The organism is Caballeronia sp. LZ001 (assembly GCF_031450875.1).
Taxonomy (GTDB): domain Bacteria; phylum Pseudomonadota; class Gammaproteobacteria; order Burkholderiales; family Burkholderiaceae; genus Caballeronia.
The window spans coordinates 4,011,213-4,033,294 of sequence record NZ_JARTVX010000004.1; the positions used below are offsets into that span (position 1 = coordinate 4,011,213).

Below are 22,082 nucleotides of genomic sequence, written 5' to 3' on the forward strand. Positions count from 1 at the left end.
GGAAATGACCCAGCCGCTGTCACCTTTTGTCGTCAGTTCTCCATGGATTGCCGCTGCTTTAGTCGCAGCGGGATCGCTCGCAGCATGCGCCGCGATCCTCTCAGCCTTGCTTCGCACGGGCTTGGCCTGGCGCCTCGCCACCGATATTCCGAACGAACGTTCGCTTCATAGCCGTCCGACGCCGCGTGTCGGCGGATGGGGAATCGTTCCGGTTGCCGTCATCGCCATGCTGGTCGCCACGCCCACGCTGTGGCTTGCCGCGCTCTTGACCGTAGTGCTCGCGGCTGTATCGCAAATCGACGATCGTCGCGGCTTGCCCGCCCGCGTGCGCTTCGGCGCGCACGTGGCCGCCGTTGCGCTGCTCATCGCGCTGAATCCCACGCCGGTGCCTTGGTGGGCGCTGGTTGCCGTCGGCTTCCTCATGGTCTGGCTCGTCAACCTCTACAACTTCATGGATGGCTCCGACGGCCTTGCAGGCGGCATGGCGCTATTCGGTTTCGGCGGTTACGCCGTCGCGGCGCTCTCCGGGCCCGTGCCGCAGATCGATCTAGGCGTCGCGAGCGCGGCGCTCGCCGGCGCCGCAGCGGGCTTCTTGCTATTCAATTTTCATCCGGCTAGGATTTTTCTGGGAGATTCGGGGTCGATTCCCTTAGGATTCTTGGCTGGAGCACTCGGATATTGGGGCTGGCTCAAGGGCACGTGGCCCGTTTGGTTTCCGGCGCTGGTGTTTTCTCCGTTCATCGGCGACGCGTCGGTGACGCTGCTCAAGCGTCTCGCGCGCGGAGAAAGGTTTTGGCAGGCACACCGGGAGCATTACTATCAACGCATGGTTCAAGCCGGCGCCGGCCACGCGCGGACGGCGCTTGCGTGGTATGTGCTGATGCTCGCGGGCGTCGTGCTCGCCATCTCGGCGCTCGCGTGGTCTCCCGCGAGCCAGTGGCTGGCGGTCGCAGTATGGGTGGTCGTTGTCGTGGCGGCAGGCTCAATCGTCGATGTTTGCTGGCGCCGTCATCAAGCGCTTCACTCCGGACAACCTAGAGGTACACGCGGATGATTCGATACAAAGCTCCTTGGCTTTCCGCCGGAGCCTTCGCGTTCGATCTGTGCGCGGTTGCCGCGACATGGCTCGTCGCCTACATGATCCGCTTCAACGGCGCGGTGCCACCCGAGTTTCAGCACGGCGCATTCATGGCGCTCATCTGGGTGCTGCCTGTCTACGGCGTCATGTTCCGCGTCTTCGGTCTCTATCGCGGCATGTGGGTGTTCGCGAGTCTGCCCGATCTGATGCGCATCTCGAAGTCGGTCGCCGTCGGCGCGCTCGTCGTCATGATCGGCGCGGTCATGGCGCAACCAACGCCGGTCATTCCTCGCTCGGTGCTGATCGTCGAGCCGCTGTTGCTGTTTCTCGCAATGGGCGGCGCGCGCGCGCTCTATCGTGCGACCAAGGAGTTCTATCTCTATGGCGGGCTCGTCGGGCAGGGCAAGCCTGTGATCGTACTCGGCGCGGGCACTGCGGGCGCCATGCTGGCGCGTGAACTTGCGCGTTCGAGCGAATGGCGTCTGGTCGGCCTGCTCGATGACGATCGCTCGAAGCAAGGCCGCGAAGTGCTCGGCCACAAGGTGCTCGGAAGTTTCGGCGACTTGCAGCAGGTCGCGGAGCAATACAAGACCGATTACGCCATCATCGCGATTCCCTCGGCATCGGCGGAAGAGCAGCGTCGCGTCGCCACGCTGTGCGTGCGCGCGGGCGTGAAGGTCATGGTGCTGCCCGCGCTCAGTCAATTGACGCAAGGCGAGGGCGGTTTCCTGTCGCGCGTGCGGCAGATCGATCTCGAGGATTTGCTCGGCCGCGAGCCCGTCAAAATCGACATGCCGCACGTTGAACAGTTGCTGCACGGTCGTGTGGTGATGGTGACGGGCGCGGGCGGTTCCATCGGCTCCGAACTCTGCCGGCAGATTCTGCGTTTCTCGCCGGCGCAACTCGTCGCCTACGATCTGAGCGAATACGCGATGTATCGCCTGATAGAGGAGTTGCACGAGAAATTCACGGATTGCTCGGTGATTCCGGTCGTCGGCGACGCCAAGGATTCGCTGCTGCTCGATCAGACCATGGCGCGCTTTGCGCCGCATATCGTGTTTCATGCGGCCGCCTACAAGCACGTGCCGCTGATGGAAGAGCAGAACGCCTGGCAAGCCGTGCGCAATAACGTGCTCGGCACGCTGCGCGTCGCGCGCGCGGCGATTCGCCATGACGTGCGCCACTTCGTTTTGATTTCCACCGACAAGGCCGTCAACCCGACCAACGTGATGGGCGCCAGCAAGCGGCTCGCCGAGATGGCGTGTCAGGCCTTGCAACAGGCCGCGCCGCACACGCAGTTCGAGACGGTGCGCTTCGGCAATGTGCTCGGCAGCGCGGGCAGCGTGATCCCCAAGTTCCAGCAGCAGATTGCGAAGGGCGGCCCGGTCACGGTGACGCATCCGGAAATCACGCGCTTCTTCATGACCATTCCCGAAGCCGCGCAACTCGTGTTGCAGGCATCGAGCATGGGACGTGGCGGCGAGATTTTTATTCTGGATATGGGTCAGCCCGTGAAGATCGTCGATCTGGCGCGCGATCTGATCCGGCTCTACGGTTACAGCGAAGAACAGATTCGCATCGTGTTCACCGGCTTGCGACCGGGCGAGAAGCTTTACGAGGAACTACTCGCCGACGACGAAACCACCACGCGCACGCCGCATCCCAAACTGCGGATCGCGCAGGCGCGAGGTGTGCCAGAAAACTTCATCGACGAGTTGTTGCCGTGGCTCATGCAGCATCGCGTGCTCGCGGATGACGAAGTGCGGCGCGATCTGCGTCGCTGGGTGCCGGAGTATCAGACGGTGATCAACCCCACGCTGCAGAGCGTGCCGGTTGCGAAAGTGGCGAAAGTGGCCAACGAGCGCGGCGCGTCGCTCTGACGGAGCCAACAGCGCATGACGACTTTCGACGAAGTCCATGCGCTGACCCATGCGGGTTCGTTGTTATCGAGGCACGGCGAGATCGTCGCGTCCTACGATCTCGAAGCCACCGGTAGCGATGCCTCCGGCTTCACGTCATTACATGACGCGCGGCGCGACATTCTCTGCGCCGTCTCCACGCCCTTCACGGCGAACTATGCAGCCGCGCGCCGCGTTCATCTCCTCAACGCGTTCGGTGTGACGCTGGGCGATTCGATCATCGGCCTGTCCGCGCTCTTCGCGATCAAGCGACGCTGGCCGCATCTCAGGTTTACGATTTATCGGCCGGCTCATGCGCCAGGCTACGTGAAGCGCTTGTATGAACTGGCCGCGCCGCTCGTCGGTGGCGATGTGATCGATCTGCCGGTGCCGCTCGCAAGCCTGCCCGCCGATGAACCGAAGATCGACCTCGGTAATCATCTCTTCTGGCCGAGCTTCGCCTCGATGCCGATGATCGATTTCTTCATCCGCGCGTTAGGCGTAAATCCGCTAAGCGTAGCGCCGGAAGACAAGCGCAATCGCTGGCTGCGTGATCTGGCCTTGCCCTTGCCCGCGCTTCACGCAGACGACGCGGCGTATGTGCTGTTCTGTCCCAACGCGAGCACGCCAGTGCGCAGCGTGCCGCAGGCGGCGCGTGGGCGCATCGTCGCGCGTCTGTGGGACGAATTCGGCTTGCCCGTGTATGGCTTCGGCGCGATCGATCATCCGCACTATCGCGACATCGCGGCGCGTTCCAGGGATACGGCGGAATTCATCGCGTGGATCGGACACGCCTGTTATCTGGCAACGCCCGATACCGCCGCGCTGCATATCGCAGCGGGCTTCGACGTGCCGACGACGGCTTTCTTCACGACCATCGGCGCAGCGTTACGCTCGCGCGACTACGCCAACTGTCATGCAGTGGAGTTCGAACTGAGCGAGCTGCAAGGGATTCACGCGAGTGCCCGAGCGCAGGACCTTCGCGCGCTCGAACGTGTGTATGGCGCCTACGACTGGCGCACCATGCCGATCGTCACGACGGCGAGACCGTTTTGCCGCTCGCCTGAAACGCGGGCAAGCGTCCATAGAGCTCCGCCACCCAGTCGATGAATACGCGCACGCGCCGTGGCTGATGCCGGTTCGCCGCATACAGCACCGACACCACGCGCGCATACGACGGATACTCGTTCAGCACTTCCACGAGCGCGCCGCTTTTCACATAAGGGTCGAGCGTGTAGCTCGAACTCTGGATGAGTCCGAGGCCCGAGACGCCGCACGCAATGTACGAATCGCCGTCGTTCACCGCGATCTTGTGCTTCATCGCGATGGTGCGCGTTTCGTTATCGACGACGAATTCCCAGTTGCGCACGCGCCCCGACTTGTTGAGCACGTAGCCGACCGCGAGATGCTGTTCGAGATCGTCGAGCGTGCGCGGCGTGCCGTACTTCTCGAGATAGCCGGGCGACGCGCACGTGATCTGCGAATACGCGCCGATGCGCTTGGCCACGAGGCCGACGTCGCCGACCGCGCCCACGCGCACCACGCAATCCACGGCTTCCTCGACGAGATCGACCGAGCGGTCCGTCAAAAGCAATTCGACGCCGATATCCGGATAAGCCGCGAAGAATTCCGGCAAGGCGGGAATGATGGTGCTTTTCGCCATGACCTGCGGCAGGCTGACCTTGACGTTGCCCTTGGGACTGAGCTTCGAATGCGAGAGCGACGCTTCCATGTCGTCGATCTCGCCCAGCACGCGCACGCAGCGATCGTAGTAAGCCTCGCCGTCTTCGGTGATGCTGATGCTGCGTGTGGTGCGATTGATGAGGCGTGCGCCGAGATGCGCTTCGAGCGCTTGCAGCGTGCGCGATACGCTCGCGGGCGGCAGGCGCAGCGCATCGGCGGCCTTGGAGAAGCTGCCCGCCTCGACGACGCGCGCAAAGACCTTCATGGCGAGAAAGCGATCCATACTCGTCTGCAATCACGGCCGCGCGCGCAAAGATGCAGGCATGCACGGCGGTCGAACTGTTGATCAAGCGGGGATCATACTTTGGAACCCGCCAGCCGCGCAGCAACCGTGGCCAGCGCGCACGATCACGACAGTCCGAGTCCGCGGCACAGCCACCACGAGTAATGTTCGATCATCCGCTGGAACGGCGCGTGATGACCGTAAGCGATCGAAGAGACGGCGAGCAGCCCGAGGCCCGCCACGAGCGCGCGCGGCATCTTGCGCGGCACGGCAAACACATGGCGCAACAACAGGAAGGCGATGAGGCCGCCGAGCAGCCAGCCAGCCACGACTTCGGCGGGCGTGTGCGCGTCCTGCAGAATACGACTTGCGCCGATCAGCGCCGCGAGCACGAGTCCCGCTGCCGCGCCCAGCAGATACCACGCTCTTCCGAGCCCGCCCGCGAGCAAGCCTGCGGCGACCGTATAGATCGATGCCGCGAGCATGGTGTGCCCGCTGATCATACGAAATTCGATGGCCGGCACTTCGAGGCCGCAGCCTGCATAGAGAATCTTCGAAAGGCCGACCAATCCCATGCCGGCCGTCAGCAGCACGGCCCAGCGAATGGCGAGCCGCATGTCCACCGAGCGCAACCACAGTGCGCAAACGAGTGCGAGCGGCAAAAGAAGCGCCGCGTCGCCGAGATTGGAAAAAATCCAGAGTATTTTCGTTTCCATGCTTTTTTCGTTACCCCGTCCTGGCGCGCATCGGTCCATGCGCTGTTTAAGCTTATGTCGCCATAAAGTCTATGTCGTGTCGGCCGCTTGCTTGCGCCGTCCCGCCATGCGGTATTCCGTCGGCGAGATCGACAGCCGCTTGCGGAAGATCTTGGCGAGGCCGTCGCCACTGCCCGCGCCGCATCGGCGCGCAATCTTGTCCACCGGTAAGTCCGTTCCCGCAAGAAGCATGCAACTCGCGTCCAGTCGCGCGCGCAAGAGATATACCGAAGGCGTGAGCCCGATTTGCGCCTTGAAGCGGCGCAGGAAGTTGCGTTCGCTCATGGCCGCGACGCGCGCCGCATCGGTGATCGAAATCGGCTTCACGTAGTTCTCGCGCATCCAGCGCGCGGCTGCGTCGATCTTCTGGCGCACGCCGCCGCTGTCGGTGTCTTCCAGCACGGTTGCAAGCTTGTGCCACGCGCCCGGCAGCGTGCGCTCCGACACTTCGCGCGCCACCGCCGCGCCGTGATCGCGCTTGATGATGGACAACGCCGCCGCGATCGGGCCTTTAGGATCGTCCAGCGTAAGCGTTTGTTCCGCGATGAAAAGTGCGTTCGACAACGCAGGCGACAAGGCCGAGGACAACGCGTCCTGCGCGGGTTCATCGCCGAAATCGAGCGAACGGTTCTGCAGCGTGAGATTCGCCGCCGCCAGAATGTGCGCGCCTTCGCCGATAGCCTTGATGAACGGGATCTTCGGTGCGATACGCCCAAGGCGTTTGCGCAACATGACGTCGTGCCGCGCGTGCCGCGCGCCTTCGCCGCCCGCGATGAAAAGGGCATCGCACTCGTTCATCCAGCGGTTTTCGAGGCTTTCGCTCCAGATGCGCATGGAACAACTGCTCGCCACGCTCCCGCCTTCACTGGACACGAACATCAGCGAATAGTTCGGCGCCGCAGCGTTCGAGCCCGCATGAGCGGGCAGGCGAACCTGGTTGGCAAGCGAAAAGACTTCGGAAATAGAACTGACTTCGACGAGCGAGAAGTCCTCGAAGATCAGAATGCCGATTCGCTTCGCCATGCTGGCCACATCGGCGGGCGGCGCGTCGGTTTCGGGCGAGCGCACGACCTGCAGCCGGCCCATACCGTTGGCATATACCATCGACTTTCTCCTGTTCATCCCCTGTGTCGTAATCTCCCTGGTGGAGCGAAAAGCAGAGGGAAAACCAAGCTATATGCGTGGCACTATACGCGGCAGGCAGCAAACGCCGTCGCCATCGTCGGATAATGGCGAACTGTTGGCAGATGATTTCGATATTCGGACGATAAGCTGGCATCACTCATGTCGTCTGATGAAATCCGGCGATTGATTCCACTATATATCCCACAACAAGAGGCGGCCGCGAACGCTCCAAGACGCGTCGCAACGCCTCGTGCAACCGACAACCGAGGTGAGCCGATGCTCAAGGTACGCAAGGCGGTATTCCCAGTAGCCGGTCTCGGCACGCGCTTCCTGCCCGCAACGAAGGCGAGTCCGAAGGAAATGCTGCCCGTCGTGGACAAGCCGCTGATTCAGTACGCGGTCGAAGAAGCGATGGCCGCTGGCATCACGGAGATGATCTTCGTGACCGGGCGCAGCAAGCGCGCAATCGAAGACCACTTCGACAAGTCCTATGAAGTCGAAGCCGAACTCGAAGCGCGCGGCAAGGACAAGCTGCTCGAACTCGTGCGCGGCATCTTGCCGAGCCATGTCACCTGCATGTACGTGCGTCAGGCCGAAGCGCTCGGTCTCGGTCACGCCGTGTTGTGCGCGGAAAAGCTCGTCGGCGGCGAACCGTTCGCGGTCGTGCTCGCGGACGACCTGCTCGACGGCAAGCCGCCCGTGCTCTCGCAAATGGTCGATGTGTTCGACCACTATCATTCGTCGGTGATCGGCGTCGAGGAGATCGACCGCAAGGATTCGCGCTCGTATGGCGTGATCGAGGGCAAGCCCTGGGACGACGGTCTCTTCAAGCTCTCGCGCGTGGTCGAAAAGCCGGAACCGGCGCTCGCGCCTTCGAACTTCGGCGTGGTCGGCCGCTATGTGCTGATGCCGCGCGTGTTCGACTTCCTGCGTCAGCAGAAGCCGGGCGCAGGCGGCGAGATTCAACTGACGGACGCCATTGCCGCGTTGCTCGAACAGGAACAGGTGCTCGCGTATCGCTATCACGGCAAGCGTTTCGACTGCGGCAGCAAGCTCGGCTATCTGAAGGCGACGGTCGAATTCGCCCTGCGTCATCCGGAAGTGCGCGATGAGTTCGCCGCTTACCTGAACGCGCATTTCGGCAAGCTGGAAGCGGCGCAAGCAGAAGAAGTCCGCACCGATGTGGATGTCGACGACACGAGCGAAGACTCCACGGTCATCGCCTGAAGCATCATCTGTTTCGGTTCGATGAGAACGGCGCGCAGCAATGCGCGCCGTTTTTATTGTTGCACGGCTTAGCGGAAGTAAGCCTTCGTGTTCTCGTGCACGTCTTCGCGTGCGAGCAGTTCATCGGGCAGCAGCCATCGATAATCGCTGTGCTGATCGAAGCGGCCGATGGGCACCGTGCCGCTCAGGTTCATCGCGTAGGCAAGCACGATGTAGTGCGTGCCGAAGCCGGGCTCGCCGGCGAAGTTATCGTCGTAGCGATGCTCGAACACGCCATAAAAGCGCGAGGACGAACGCTCGACGCTCGCCACGCCCAGTTCGTTATTGACGACGCGCTTGAACGCGGCATCGAGCGATTCGTCCTTGTCCACGCGCCCGCCCGGCACGAACCACGTGCCCTGTGCGGGTCGATTGCGGCGATGACCGACCAGAACCCGGCGGTTGCCGTCGGTCACGATCAGGTCGATCGAAATGAGCGGCGTGAGCCGGACCACCGTCATGAAATCGTCCACGTTCAGCATTGCTGCTCCATTGGTCTTTGCTTTTAATCGTTATGGATGCTGCTCGCGCGATATGCACGGCGCGCGTTCAGTGTAGCGCGCGAATTCTCGCGACAGGCATGCACGACACTGGCGAAAAGCGCCGAAAGATCGTCCACGTGTGCCACGCGTTTTTTCGCTCGCCAAGGGCTCATTGACCCGTGTATCCGGCGGGCTTCGTGACGTTGGCGCGCATGGCATCGGCGTTATCGGAGACGACGTATATGGGCGCCTCGGTCAGCACGAGCGGCAGGCGCCCGTCGCTGTACTTCATGGCCGATGCATTGCCCATCATGTCGAATACCGTCACAGTGCCGGACTTCGCGGGCGCATCGACGATGAGGCTGTAGTTCGCTCCATGCGACGCATCGAAGCCCTTCGGTCCCGGCCATACCGCATTGCTATGGGTCCAGAGCGCGGTGACCACCTTGCCGCCGTTCAGCCGCTGGAACGCGTAGGCATAGACGCCTTTGGGCGTGCCGTTCACATAGCCGAGCGTGGTCGTGCCGTCGATCAGACGCGTCATGGCGGCCACGGCCATCGCGGCGGGCTTCGGGCTGATCTGCGTCTGCCCGTAGCCGCCTTGCGCATTCACGAGATCGAAGAACACGCCATAGCCCACCTCGGGCGGATCGGCGGAATAGAACACGAAGCTCACGTCCGCGCCTTCGCCAAGCAATATCAGATGCGCGCGCGCCGTCACCGCGCCTTGTGCATAGAGCACGTTCCAGTTCGGCGTCGCCGGGCCGTACTTCGTGTTCAGGTCGTAGCTGATACCTGTCTCGGTGACGAAGAGCTTCGCGCCCGGCTTCACGACTTCGGTCATCGTGCGGCGCAGTTCGCGCATCGCGGCGGGCATCGCTTTCGATGCGGTGGAAGCGTCGGCATCGAAACGTTCCGGCGGGTGCGACGGCGACGTGCCCACGTCGTAATAACCATGCGCGCTCACGCCATCCAGATACTTGCCGATGCCAAGCGGCGCCAGACGCTTGAGCCACGTCGTGTTTGAAGCCAGATTCGACAGCGTCAGGCCCATTACGACGGCGTTGGGGTCGCCCGCGTGAATGGCCTCGGCGGTGGCCTTGTACATCGCGACGAGATTGGCGTCCGTGTCGCGCCAGGGCAGGCCGCCTTCGTAGTCCGGTTCCCAAGTGACCTGGTAGTAGTTGTGCGCTTGCTGCGGGAACCAGCGCTTTCTCACCGCATTCGATTCCACGCCGACACGTTTCATGTAGGCGCTGTATGCATCGAGCGAGGAAGGCGCGTAGCTGTGCGTGCGCTCGTGCGTGGGGCTCGCCCATGCGGGAATGCCATCGAGCTGGATGAGGCGCAGCAGATCGCCCGGCTTGAAGTAGGGCGCGAGGTTGTCCGCTGCCGCGTTGAAGGTGTTCGGGCCTTTTTCCTCGGTCATGTACCAGTTGCGGTTGTCGTTGACCCAGGTGAGACCTAGCTCGGGATAGAGCGGACGATAACCGTCGCCGGAACAGCAGCTTTGACCCGGCTTGAGATACGCCGCGCCTTGTCCGCCGAAGCGATGCTGATCCGGATGCTCGAACGCCACGGGCGGCAAGGCCGGAGCCACCACCGGCAGCACACCGAACGTGGCGATGCCGGTGGGCCGCGTGCCGCGCGTTGGCAACGCGCTCTTGCCCGACTTGAGCGATGCGCTCACCGCGAAGTAACCCGCCGCCTCCGACGTGCAGACGATCGTAATAGTCGCGGGGCGCGCATCGACGGCAAACTGGCCGCTCGCCTTGACCGTGTTCCATGCGTCGCGGATCTGCCATGTGACGGTATCGGCGCCCTTGGCGCGCGTGGTGATGGCCACGCGCACCGGCGTCTTCAGCGCGAACATGCGCGTGCCGTCGCTGCCGGGCGTGTCCGCTTCGAGCTTATCGCCGCTCACTGACGCCGTTACGGGCGGTGTCGGCGCGCTGCAGCGAAGCGGCGGGGTATCGGCAAGAGCGGTTTGTTGTTCGGCCGCGGCGGACTGCGCGCGGGGCGCTGCCGTCTTGGTCGTGCTCGCATACCAGCAATGTTTTTCGACGCCGGGAGCGGGGTCGTCGAAGGCGCTGTTGTCGCAGCGTGCGCTGCCCGTGAAGGTCTTGATCGCGTGTTGCGCGGGCGTGCCGTACAGCACGCGCGTGGCGCCTTCGAATGTGCAGACGCCGTATTCGGCGGCGCAGGGAATCCACGCGGCGCCGTCGATGATCACCGCGCTGGCGGCAGGCGCCGCTTCCTCGGACGCGGCGTCGTCGCAGCCGGTCATCGAAGCAAGGAAGGCGAGCGCAAACGCGAGGCAGCCAACGCGAAGGGCGGTGAAGCGGGGTGCGAGTAATCCGTTCATCGTTCGCGTGACCTTGGCCGTATGGGAGATATGAGGAGCAAGCCGTGACGCCAAGCGCCGCCGATGCTACGAAACTGAAACGTTTCTTGCGCGCGCGTGGTGCCGCTCGCAAGCGATGATGCCGTCCACTTCTTCATCCGCTGCGTGCGCGTGCGCACGTGAAAGCCTGCTTCGTCCGATGAATACAGGCCGCCGGCGTGCGATAGCAGCTTCATCGTGTCGAAAAGACCGATCTTCGAGCACGACCGCGCGCTTATCAGGAGTGAAACACCCAAGGCGTTCCAAATCGTAACGAAGGTCTCGGCGGGCGCGGAAAAGTTGACCGCCGGCGCGGGACTCGGTGCGAAGAATTCGCTGATCAGTCAAATACGCGATTAGGCCTATTAATCGTGAATCGAAGATTGCAGATTACAGATTCTTTCAATCGGTCATTCAAAAAAGGGGCTCAGAACAGAAACCGCCGCAAATGACTAATCATTGGCGGATAAGCACGCTGCGCACGTCTAACGTGCACGGTGGTTTGCGGCGAAACGCAGCCTTGCAATGCAGCAGGATAGGTCTTAGGAAATCTTTCAAAAATTAATTAAATTCGGCTTTTGATTCCCACGTCCAAAACGTTTTTGATAATCCGGATTGGCGCGCTCATATAATCCAGGAAATATTATTAGCGTTCCAAAACTTATCTAATTCGAGACAGCTAATTAATCAATTGGAGGGTAGGCGCCGGATCGAGGATTAACCAAAAATTTCCGATTCCGATGAAACGTCTGAACAGTCGCCAAGCATGCGATGTTGCACGGATGAATCAGTTTCGACGCTTCCCCCACGAGGGCGCAATCGTCTGTGAGCCGCACAGGGCCGTGCGCTAGGGCTTGGCGGGAGTTTCTAAAGCGGTTTCTACGAAACGCGAATTCTTTTCAAGCCGGCGCTTTGCATAAAGTTTGTATGATGAATCGCGGTATTTGTTTCATCAGTCTTTGGACGATTGCGCTAAAAGAATTTGGGGATAGATATCAATGTGCGGTCACCCTCACAACCGAACAGATTTTGTGGTTTAAGAGCGAAAATCCGCACCACAAAAAACTTTGTCTGCTTATTATTCACACCAACGGATCGATTCCGCCAACCTCTCGTTCCCATCGGTCACGACAACCCGGCGCAGTTCGGGAAAGTCCTTGATGCAATGCAATGGCCGAGAACGCAAGCCGTACTCCTGGAACAAAAAAGCAGCAGAGGATGACCATGCCTTACGCCACTCTCGAACCCGCAGTGATGGGTTGGATGCCGCCCGCGACGAGACCGTCTCAGACCGAGGTGAAACGCATCGCGATTTTGCTGTTCGACGGATTTTCGCTCCTCGGCGCGGGAATCGTCGCGGAAGTTTTTCACATGGCGAACGAACTGTCGTCGGTGAAAGCGAAGGCCGACTGCAAGTACGACGTGCGCTTTCTCTCGGTGGAGGGCGGCAACGTCGCGTGCTCGTCGTCGGTGCGCGTCTGGACCGACGGTCTCGATGCTCGTCACTACGGCGGTTTCGATGCGCTCTTCGTGGCCGGCGGTCGCGGCGCGGATGAAGCGGCCCGCGACGACCGCATCATCGAATGGGTGCGCCGCGTGAATTCGAAGACCACTGTCGTCAAGGCGATCTCCGAAGGCCGCAAGGTGCTGGAAGCCGCGGGTATCGGCAGCGTGCATCCGGGCCTCAACGACCCGCAGGCGCGCTACGGCAACAGCATGATCCACCTCGTGCGCGACGAACCGTCCGCCGATGGCGGCGATCGCTACGAATCGATGAAGGGCGCGCTCCTGCTCGTCAAGCGCGACCTCGGGCTGGACATCTCGCGCAACGTGGCCGAACGCCTGATGCCGGGGTCCGCCGCCAAGCTCGTGTCCATCCTGGGCGACAGCGGCGCGGCATCCGCGGGCGACAAGATTCGCGCGGCGGCGCGCTGGCTCCAGGACAACTGCGAGCGGCCGATCTCCGTCGTCGATGCGGCTCAGGTCGCCGCCATGAGCGAGCGCAACTTTCTGCGCCGCTTCAAGATCGAGATGGGCATCACGCCGTCCGATTATCTGTTGCAGGCACGCCTCGCCGTGACCTGCGCGCTGCTCACCGACTCGGAACTGCCGGTGGACAAGATCGCGCGCAGAAGCGGCATGGGCAACGGCGACCGGCTCGCCAAGATTTTTCGCAAGCGCCTTCTGATCTCTCCGACCGAATATCGGATGCAGAGCCGGCGCGAAGCTAACGGTTGATCCACTCGGACTGGACGCCGGTTCGACAGACCCCGCCTTCTGCGGGTAGCGGACAAGGATGGCGTTTAGCGTCGAACATTTGGCCGGACCAGATTGGTCCGGGACTCAATCATTCTCGGGCGGCAGATGCTGCGCGTTCGAACTTGCAGGCAGGAGTCCTGATATGAGCAATGATGCACGCACGGAAAGCGAAGTGACGGTGAACGCAGCGAACGCAGAAGCGTCTTCGGCCACGACGGCCGAGGCATGCCGGCGCCTGGTGCCCGTCATTCTCGCCGGCGGCTCGGGCACGCGCCTGTGGCCGATGTCCCGCGAGCAATTCCCGAAGCAACTGATCGGCATCGTTGGCCGCGATTCGCTTTTGCAAGCCACGGTCGGACGCCTCAAGGGCTTCTCCGGCAACTTCAAGGTCGAAACCGATCCGATCATCGTGTGCGGTGAAGAGCATCGCTTCACGACGGAAGAGCAGACCCGCGAAAGCGGCGTGAACGCACGCATCATCGTCGAACCGGCACGCCGCGACACGGCGCCCGCGCTCACGCTCGCCGCGCTGCAAGCCGTGAAGGGCGGTCAGGACGCGATCATGGTGGCGATGCCCGCCGATCACTCCATCGCCGATTTGCCGGCGCTGCATCGCGCAATCGCGATTGCCGCCGAACACGCTGAGCGCGGCGTGATCGCCACGCTCGGTATTCCGCCGACGCGCCCGGATACGGGCTTCGGTTATATCCGTATCGGTCAGGCGCTCGAAGACGGCGCGCATCAGATCGACCGCTTCGTCGAAAAGCCCGCCGCCGAACTCGCCGCGCAATACGTCGCCGCGGGCACGTACTGGTGGAACAGCGGCATCTTCGTCGTGCGCGCCAGCGTCTGGCTCGCCGCGCTCGAGAAGCTCAACATCGACATGCACTCGGCCTGCTGCGCCGCGATTTCGGAAGGCAAGGACGACGGCAAGTTCATCCGTCCGCAGGCCGCGCAATTCGGCCGCGCGCCGTCCGATTCGATCGACTACGCGGTCATGGAACACATCGGCACGCCGAGCGCGCCGTGCGAAGGCGTGGTGGTGCCGCTCGTCGCGGGCTGGTCGGATCTCGGTTCGTGGGACGCCGTGTGGGACGCGATGGACAAGGACGACTCGGGCAACGTGGCAAGCGGCCGCGTGGTGTTCGAAGGCGCGACCTCGAGCTACGCGCGCTCCGAGGGCGGCCGTCTCGTGGCCTGCGTCGGCACGACCAACATCATCGTCGTGGAAACGGATGACGCCGTGCTCGTGGCCGACCGTTCCCGCGTGCAGGACATCAAGGGTCTCGTCGCGCGTATCCGCGAGCAGCATGCGCCGGAAGCCGACACCCATCGCAAGGTGCGCCGTCCGTGGGGCTTCTACGACTCCATCGAACATGGCGAGCGGTTCCAGGTGAAGCGCATCGTCGTGACGCCGGGCGCACAGCTCTCGTTGCAGATGCATCACCATCGCGCGGAGCACTGGATCGTCGTGAGCGGCACGGCGCTCGTCACGCGTGGCGAAGAGCAGTTCCTGCTCTCGGAAAACGAATCGACCTTCATTCCGCTCGGCGTGCGTCACCGTCTGGAAAACCCGGGCAAGGTACCGCTCGAAATGATCGAAGTGCAGTCCGGCAGTTATCTCGGCGAAGACGACATCGTGCGCTTCGACGATACGTATGGCCGCAGCTGATCGACGGCGCATACGAACAAGGCAGTCTTCTTTGCAGCGGTAACCAACGACATAAAGACCGTTACGCGAAGGGAGGACAAAAGAGGCAGGTGGTGTCAGGCAACAAGCGATTGCGTTCGGGGGAATGACATGCGCGATTTACAAGGATTGCTGGCGCGTCTTTTTGACGTGGCCATGATCGTCGGCGGCGCCGCTGTGGCGTCGCAGATCCGGTTCGAGTACATAGAGGCACACGCCTATTCGGTGGCGTTCGTCGCCTTTGCGGCGGCTTTCTCGCTCGCGCTGTTTCCCGGCTTCGGCGTCTACGAATCGTGGCGCGGCCGCAGCAAGCTCATGCTCGCGTGCCAGGTCTCACTGGGCTGGCTCGTCGTGCAGGGCTGCGCACTTGCGCTGATGTTCTCGCTGCATCGCCTCGACTACGTCTCGCGCCTCTGGTTCGCCTACTGGACCGCGATGTCCGGCGCGCTTCTGATCGCCGGCCGTCTGCTCACCCATGCGGTCCTCGCCAATGTACGCAACGCCGGTCTCAACCTGCACCAGGTGGCGATCGTCGGTTGCGGCAAGCATTGCGATTCCATCGTTAGAAAGATCGACCGCACGACCGACGCCGGCTTTCGCGCCAGCGCCGCGTTCAACGCAACGCCCGGTCAGGGCCGTCTCAACACGCGCGTTCCGGTGTACGAAGACTTCGACGCGTTCGTCGACTACGTGCGTACCCAGAACGTGCATGAAGTCTGGCTCGCCTTGCCGCTCTCGGAAGAACGCACCATCCTTCGTTTCGTGAACGAGTTCCGCAACGACCTCGTCAACGTGCGTTTCATTCCCGACGTGCGCAGCCTCGCGCTCTTCGAAAGCGGTGTGACGGATCTGCTCGGCGAACCCGCCATCAATCTCGTCGCCTCGCCGTTGTCGCCCAGCGCGCTTCTGCAGAAAGAACTCTTCGACCGCGCCTTCGCGCTTGCCGCGATCATCGCCGTCGCTCCCTTGCTGATTGCCTGCGCCATCGCCGTGAAGCTGTCTTCGCGCGGTCCGGTGCTCTTCACGCAACGCCGTAAAGGCGCGGATGGCCGCGTCTTCAACATCTACAAGTTCCGTTCGATGCGCATGCACACGGAACAGGCCGGAGTGCTTCGTCAGGCCACGCGCAATGATCCGCGCGTGACTCGTGTCGGAGCGTTCCTGCGCCGTACCAGCCTCGATGAGCTGCCGCAGTTCTTCAACGTTCTGCGCGGCGACATGTCGGTCGTGGGCCCGCGTCCGCACGCACTCGAACATGACGACCTTTATCAAAAGGTCGTGTCGGGGTACATCCATCGTTACCGGATCAAGCCGGGCATCACCGGCTGGGCTCAGGTCAACGGCTTTCGCGGGGAAACCGACCGCATCGAAAAAATGGAAGGACGCGTCGCTCATGACTTGTACTACCTCGGTAATTGGTCGTTCGGACTCGATATGAGAATCATCGCCGCTACGATCTTCAAGGGACTACGCCACACCAACGCTTACTGATGCAGGGGACGACCTACATGCACAACCAACAACAACCAGGCAGCATCTCCATGGCCGCCAATATCCAAATGTCGAAGTCGTCGGGCTTCCGGCTCAGCAGCCTTGCGGCGGCAGCCACGCTTTGCGTCGTGATGGCAGGCTGCGGTCTCGCACCGGGTATGAAGATGGAGAAGCCCGCGGCTCTCGTCGAAACTTCGACGGACCAGGGCGACCCGGCAACCACGGTCAACATTCCGATCACGCCGATCGATCTCTCGCTCGTGCGCAAGTTGAAGGCCGCGCAACCGTCGGCCACCGACGATCCGAATGCGAGCCTCTACGGCAAGGCGACGCCGTACAAGCTCGGCGTGGGCGACGTGCTGCAGATCACGGTATGGGATCACCCGGAACTCGTGGCGGCGCTCGGCCAGCCGGCCCAGCAGACGCGTATCGCGGATGCCGCTCCCGGCTTTATCGTCGATGCGGACGGCAACTTGCAGTTCCCGTATGTGAACCGCACGCTGCACGTCGCGGGCAAGACGGAATCGCAAGTGCAGCGCGAGCTGTACTCGGAGTTGTCGAAGGTTTTCGTGAAGCCGCAGGTGACGGTGCGCGTGGCTTCGTTCCGCGCTTCGCAGGTGTATATCGACGGCGACGTGCGTACGCCCGGCTCGCAACAGATCAACGACATTCCGATGACGTTGACCGAGGCGATCGGACGCGCGGGCGGTTTCGCGACGACGGCGGACCAGAGCCGCGTCACGTTGATCCGCGATGGCGTCACGTATCACATCAACATGGCCAGCATGACCTCGAAGGGCCGCAGCCCGTCGGACATCATGCTCAAGCCGGGCGATGCGCTGCGTATCGATTCGCGCGACGAGAACGGCGTCTACGTGATGGGCGAAGTGACCAAGCCCGCCACCGTGATCCCGATGCGCAACGGCAAGCTGACCTTGTCCGACGCGATCTCGCAAGCCGGCAGCTTCAACGCCGAGACTTCGGATCCGAAGGAGCTGTATGTGATCCGCAATGGCCAGACCGATACGCCTGAAGTCTACAAGCTGGACGCGCGTTCGCCTGTGTCCATGCTGCTTGCGAACAGTTTCGAATTGCAACCGAAGGATGTCGTCTACGTGGATAACAACGGACTCGTCCGTTTCAGCCGCGTGCTTAACCTGTTGCTGCCGGCGATCAATGCAGGCCTGACCGCGGCCGTGATTACAAAGTAAGCGTCAAGACCGGTGCGCAGGGGCGCGCCGGTCCACCTTGTGCGACTTAAAGAAAGAGCGAGCGAGACCATGGCCATGAACTTTGATACACGATACTCGGACGTCTCGACCGGCGACGAGTTGCGATTATCCGACTACCTGGCCGCTGTACTGGGCAACTGGAAGCTCGTGATGACCGTGATGCTCGCGGTGGTCGCACTGGGTGCCGCGTACGCTTTCATCGCGCCGCCGACCTACAAGGCCGACGCGCTGATCCAGGTGGAAGAGTCGAATAACGCGGGCAACGCTCAGGCGAACCCCAACGCATTGCAGGCCGTCTCGCAGATGTTCGACGCGAAGTCGACCACGGCCGCGCAGATCGAACTGCTGCGCTCGCGCCTCGTCGTCGACGACACGGTGCGCCGTCTGCACCTCGACATCAGCGCGCTTCCGCACACCATGCCCTTCGTGGGCGGTGTGGTTGGCAGCGTGTTCAACATGTTCAACATGCCCATTCCCTCGGGCTACCTCTCGCGCTTTGCGTGGGGCAATGAACAGATCGACGTGCCGCTCTTCGACACGCCGAAGGAACTCTACGAAAAGAAGTTCACGCTGGTCGCCGGAGAAAACGGCACCTACGTGCTGAACGACCCGGACGGCGTTTCCATTCTCACGGGCAAGGTCGGCCAGGAAGCCGCGGGCGTGACCGCGTTCGGTCCGGTCAAGCTCAAGGTGGACAAGCTCGAAAGCCCGGCAGGCGTGCAGTTTGAACTGCAACGCTTCTCGACGCTCACGACCATCGACAATCTCCAGAAGCGTCTGACGGTGGCGGAAACGGCGCTGCAATCGGGCATCATCGGTTTGAGCCTCGAAGGCGGCAACCCGAAGGAAATCGCGCAGATCGTCAACAACATCGCTAATCGCTACGTCGCGCAGGACGCCAACAAGCGTTCCGCCGAAGCCGAGAACACGCTGTCGTTCCTCGATCAGCAGTTGCCCATTCTGAAGAAGCAACTGGACGAAGCCGAGCAGAAGTACAACACGTTCCGCAACAAGCAAGGCACGGTCGACCTTTCCGAGGAAAGCCGCCTGCTGCTGCAACAGATCGTCGATAACAAGACCAAGCTCACGGACCTGCAACAGCAACGCGCCGAACTGTCGCTGCGCTTTACGGCCAACCATCCGTCGGTGCAGGCGCTCGATGCGCAGATCGCATCGCTCACCGGCGCGCAAACGCGTCTCGGCAAGAACGTCTCGACGCTGCCGGATACCGAGCAGACCGCGCTGCGTTATCTGCGTGACGTGCGTGTCAACACCGAGCTCTACACGAACCTCTTGAACAGCGCGCAGCAACTGCGCATTGCGAAGGCCGGGCAGATTGGCAACGTGCGCGTGGTCGACTATGCGCAAGCGCCGGATGATCCTGTCCGTCCGAAGCGCGTGATCGTGATCCTGATCGCAGCCGGTATCGGCCTCGTGCTCGGCATCCTGATCGCCTTCGTGCGCAAGTCCCTGTACGGCGGTGTCGAACGTCCGGAAGAGATCGAAAAGCAACTCGGCGTGCGTGTGTTCGCCATCGTGCCGCGCAGCACGCAGCAACTGCGTCTGCAACGCAAGGTGGGCATGCGCCGCGAAGGACTGCACGTGCTTGCCGCGCAAGCGCCGGAAGATGCCGCTGTCGAAGGCATTCGCGGCCTGCGCACGTCGCTCAACCTGCAACTGGCCGATGCGCGCAACAACGTGGTGATGCTCACCGGTTCGCGTCCTGAAGCGGGTAAGTCGTTCCTTTCGGTGAATCTGGCGACGCTGGTTGCATCGACGAGAAAGCGCGTGCTTCTGATCGACGGCGACATGCGCCGTGGCGACATTCACTCGCATTTCGGCGTGCGTCATTCGCCGGGTCTGTCGGATGTGCTGATGGGCGCGGACGTGACGAGCGCGATTCTGCACGATGTCCTGCCGGGCGTGGACCTGATCACCAAGGGCTCGCTGCCTTCGCATCCGTCGGAACTGCTGGCAAGCGATCGCCTGGGCGAAGTGCTCGAGCATTTGAAGCAACTGTATGACCTCGTGATCGTCGATACCCCGCCGGTGCTGGCGGTGACCGACGCAACGGTGATCGGCAAGCATGCGGGCACGAGTCTTCTCGTCGTGCGGCATGGCAAGAATCAGGTGCAGGAAATCGGGGAAACGATGAAGCGCCTGCATCACGGCGGCGTGAACATGAAGGGCGTACTGCTCACGGATGTACCGCAATCGAAGATGTTGATGAGCAGCACCTACGCTGGCTATTACGGCTACGAAAGCATCGCAGAATAAAAACCGGACGCCGCCTGTAAGAACAATGACCGGCGCGCACCATGTGCATGGGCGCGCCAACACTCAGACCGCATACGAGAGGTTAAGCATGGACCGCAAAGTCGCTTTGATCACGGGCATCACGGGGCAAGACGGGTCGTACCTGGCCGAATTGCTGCTCGAAAAAGGCTATGAGGTGCACGGCATCAAGCGCCGTAGTTCGCTCTTCAACACTGACCGCATCGATCACCTGTATCGTGATCCGCACGATCCGGACCAGCGTCTGTTTCTGCATCACGGCGACCTTACGGATTCGACGAGCCTCGTGCGTATCATCCAGCGCGTGATGCCCGACGAAATCTATAACCTCGCGGCACAAAGCCACGTTGCGGTGTCGTTCGAGGAACCGGAATACACGGCCAACGCCGACGGTCTCGGGGCGCTGCGTATTCTCGAAGCGATCCGCATTCTCGGCCTCGAAAAGAAGACGCGTTTCTATCAGGCATCGACCTCCGAACTCTATGGTCTCGTGCAGGAAATTCCCCAGCGCGAAACCACGCCTTTCTATCCGCGCAGCCCCTATGCGGTCGCGAAGCTCTACGCCTACTGGATCACGGTGAACTACCGCGAAGCGTATGGCATGTATGCATGCAACGGCATTCTGTTCAACCACGAATCGCCGGTGCGCGGCGAGACTTTCGTCACGCGCAAGATCACGCGCGCCATCGCGCGTATCGCGGTCGGCATGCAGGACGATCTGTACCTCGGCAACATGTCCGCGCTGCGCGACTGGGGCCATGCGCGCGACTACGTCGAGATGCAATGGATGATGCTGCAGCAAGAGCAGCCGGAAGACTTCGTGATTGCAACGGGCGTGCAATACAGCGTGCGTGAATTCGTGCAACAGGCAGCGGCCGAACTCGGCGTACACGTGCGCTTCGAAGGCGAGGGCGTGGATGAAGTGGGTATCGTCGATCGAGTGGAAGGCCGCGAGACGAAGCTGAAGCCGGGTCAGGTGATCGTGCGCGTCGATCCGCGCTACTTCCGTCCGACCGAAGTTGAAACGCTGCTCGGCGATCCGTCGAAGGCGCATGCCAAGCTCGGCTGGCGTCCGCAGACCACCTTCCAGACGCTCGTCAAGGAGATGGTGCGCGCGGACTATCAGATTGCCCGACGCGACGCACTCGTCACGCTCGCCGGTTTCAAGGCCCTGGAACATCACGAGTAAAGCGCATGGACAAGCACGCACGCATTTTCGTGGCGGGACATCGCGGCATGGTGGGCTCGGCGCTGGTGCGCCGGCTCAATAAGGCCGGCTACCGCAACATCGTGACGCGCACGAAGGCGCATCTCGATCTCACCGACCAGGGCGCGGTGAACCTGTTCTTCGAGGAAGAGCATATCGACGTGGTGTTTCTCGCGGCGGCGCGCGTAGGGGGCATCCTCGCGAATTCGACGATGCCCGCCTCGTTCATCTACGAGAACCTAGCGATCCAGACCAACGTGATCCACGCGGCCTGCCGCTGGAACGTGAGCAAGCTCGTGTTCTTCGGTTCGTCGTGCATCTACCCGAAGGCCTGCCCGCAGCCGATCAAGGAAGAATATCTCCTGCAATCGGCGCTTGAGCCGACCAACGAAGCCTATGCGATTGCGAAGATCGCGGGCCTCAAGATGTGCGAGGCGTACAACCGTCAGTACGGCACGAAGTTCGTCTCGGTCATGCCGACGAATCTCTACGGCCCGAACGACAACTACGACCTGAAGAGCAGTCACGTGCTGCCCGCGCTGATTCGCAAGGCGCACGAAGCGAAGCAACGAGGGGATGCGACATTGCCGGTCTGGGGATCGGGCACGCCGCGTCGCGAGTTCCTGCATGTCGACGATCTCGCCGATGCCGCGACCTTCCTCATGGAAAGCGACATCAGCGAAGGCGTATTTAACGTCGGGACAGGTGAAGACCTGACCATCCGCGAACTCGCGCATATGATTTGTCGAGTGGTCGGCTTCGACGGTCAACTCGAGTTCGATGCCAGCAAGCCCGACGGCACGCCGCGCAAGCTGCTCGATGTTTCAAAGCTCGAAGGCATGGGATGGAAGGCGTCGATCGCACTGGAAGAAGGCATCCGCGCGACGTACGGGGACTTCCTCTCGCGTGACGAATCGATGCAAACGCCGGTCGCCGCATAGCCAGCCGCGAACAT

General features: G+C 62.1%; 16 protein-coding genes. 11 read left to right on the forward strand and 5 right to left on the reverse strand.

The window, feature by feature from the left end:
• The first annotated feature begins 4 nt into the window (after positions 1-4).
• Genes P9292_RS29790 through P9292_RS29800 form a run of 3 tightly spaced genes read left to right on the forward strand, consistent with a single transcriptional unit; the run spans position 5 to position 4,086 of the window.
• Positions 5-1,054, forward strand: a complete 1,050-nt coding sequence (locus P9292_RS29790; RefSeq protein ID WP_309962578.1) for a glycosyltransferase family 4 protein — start codon at positions 5-7, stop codon at positions 1,052-1,054.
• Complete coding sequence (locus P9292_RS29795; RefSeq protein WP_309962580.1) at positions 1,051-2,958, forward strand: nucleoside-diphosphate sugar epimerase/dehydratase; 1,908 nt, start codon at positions 1,051-1,053, stop codon at positions 2,956-2,958. The genes P9292_RS29790 and P9292_RS29795 overlap by 4 nt, the downstream gene beginning before the upstream one ends.
• A gap of 15 nt (positions 2,959-2,973) precedes the next feature.
• The gene (locus tag P9292_RS29800) at positions 2,974-4,086 is read left to right on the forward strand and encodes an ADP-heptose--LPS heptosyltransferase (protein ID WP_309962582.1); all 1,113 of its coding nucleotides are present in this window, start codon (positions 2,974-2,976) and stop codon (positions 4,084-4,086) included.
• Here the strand turns inward: P9292_RS29800 and P9292_RS29805 are convergent.
• The 3 genes from P9292_RS29805 to P9292_RS29815 all read right to left on the reverse strand — a co-directional run bounded on the left by P9292_RS29805 (position 4,010) and on the right by P9292_RS29815 (position 6,801).
• Complete coding sequence (locus P9292_RS29805) at positions 4,010-4,942, reverse strand: LysR family transcriptional regulator (RefSeq protein ID WP_250465414.1); 933 nt, start codon at positions 4,940-4,942, stop codon at positions 4,010-4,012. The genes P9292_RS29800 and P9292_RS29805 overlap by 77 nt on opposite strands.
• Before the next feature lie 125 nt (positions 4,943-5,067).
• Complete coding sequence (locus tag P9292_RS29810) at positions 5,068-5,658, reverse strand: phosphatase PAP2 family protein (RefSeq protein WP_244826057.1); 591 nt, start codon at positions 5,656-5,658, stop codon at positions 5,068-5,070.
• A 69-nt stretch (positions 5,659-5,727) separates the two neighbouring features.
• The gene (locus P9292_RS29815; protein ID WP_309962584.1) at positions 5,728-6,801 is read right to left on the reverse strand and encodes a helix-turn-helix domain-containing protein; all 1,074 of its coding nucleotides are present in this window, start codon (positions 6,799-6,801) and stop codon (positions 5,728-5,730) included.
• Positions 6,802-7,098: 297 nt separating this feature from the next.
• On the opposite strand from P9292_RS29815, the gene galU reads away from it, so the two are divergent.
• The gene (gene galU, locus P9292_RS29820; RefSeq protein WP_244826053.1) at positions 7,099-8,049 is read left to right on the forward strand and encodes a UTP--glucose-1-phosphate uridylyltransferase GalU; all 951 of its coding nucleotides are present in this window, start codon (positions 7,099-7,101) and stop codon (positions 8,047-8,049) included.
• A 68-nt stretch (positions 8,050-8,117) separates the two neighbouring features.
• On the opposite strand, the gene P9292_RS29825 is transcribed toward galU, so the two are convergent.
• Together P9292_RS29825 and P9292_RS29830 are read right to left on the reverse strand one after the other, a co-directional pair.
• Positions 8,118-8,570, reverse strand: coding sequence for a GDP-mannose mannosyl hydrolase (locus P9292_RS29825; protein WP_309962586.1), 453 nt, complete (start codon positions 8,568-8,570; stop codon positions 8,118-8,120).
• Positions 8,571-8,739: 169 nt separating this feature from the next.
• Complete coding sequence (locus tag P9292_RS29830) at positions 8,740-10,935, reverse strand: hypothetical protein (protein WP_309962588.1); 2,196 nt, start codon at positions 10,933-10,935, stop codon at positions 8,740-8,742.
• 1,242 nt (positions 10,936-12,177) lie between these two features.
• Here P9292_RS29830 and P9292_RS29835 point away from each other — a divergent pair.
• The 7 genes from P9292_RS29835 (at position 12,178) to P9292_RS29865 (ending at position 22,068) form a co-directional block, all read left to right on the forward strand.
• Positions 12,178-13,191 (forward strand): GlxA family transcriptional regulator, encoded by a 1,014-nt coding sequence (locus P9292_RS29835; protein ID WP_244826049.1) that lies wholly within the window; start codon positions 12,178-12,180, stop codon positions 13,189-13,191.
• Between the two features lie 163 nt (positions 13,192-13,354).
• The gene (locus tag P9292_RS29840; protein ID WP_309962590.1) at positions 13,355-14,884 is read left to right on the forward strand and encodes a mannose-1-phosphate guanylyltransferase/mannose-6-phosphate isomerase; all 1,530 of its coding nucleotides are present in this window, start codon (positions 13,355-13,357) and stop codon (positions 14,882-14,884) included.
• 129 nt (positions 14,885-15,013) lie between these two features.
• Positions 15,014-16,393, forward strand: coding sequence for an undecaprenyl-phosphate glucose phosphotransferase (locus P9292_RS29845; protein ID WP_250465406.1), 1,380 nt, complete (start codon positions 15,014-15,016; stop codon positions 16,391-16,393).
• A 50-nt stretch (positions 16,394-16,443) separates the two neighbouring features.
• Positions 16,444-17,604, forward strand: a complete 1,161-nt coding sequence (locus P9292_RS29850) for a polysaccharide biosynthesis/export family protein (RefSeq protein WP_244826045.1) — start codon at positions 16,444-16,446, stop codon at positions 17,602-17,604.
• A 69-nt stretch (positions 17,605-17,673) separates the two neighbouring features.
• The gene (locus P9292_RS29855; RefSeq protein ID WP_309962592.1) at positions 17,674-19,902 is read left to right on the forward strand and encodes a polysaccharide biosynthesis tyrosine autokinase; all 2,229 of its coding nucleotides are present in this window, start codon (positions 17,674-17,676) and stop codon (positions 19,900-19,902) included.
• 88 nt (positions 19,903-19,990) lie between these two features.
• Positions 19,991-21,109, forward strand: a complete 1,119-nt coding sequence (gmd, locus tag P9292_RS29860; protein ID WP_244826041.1) for a GDP-mannose 4,6-dehydratase — start codon at positions 19,991-19,993, stop codon at positions 21,107-21,109.
• Between the two features lie 5 nt (positions 21,110-21,114).
• Entirely contained in the window at positions 21,115-22,068 is a 954-nt protein-coding gene (locus tag P9292_RS29865) for a GDP-L-fucose synthase (RefSeq protein WP_309962594.1), read from the forward strand.
• Positions 22,069-22,082: the final 14 nt, after the last annotated feature.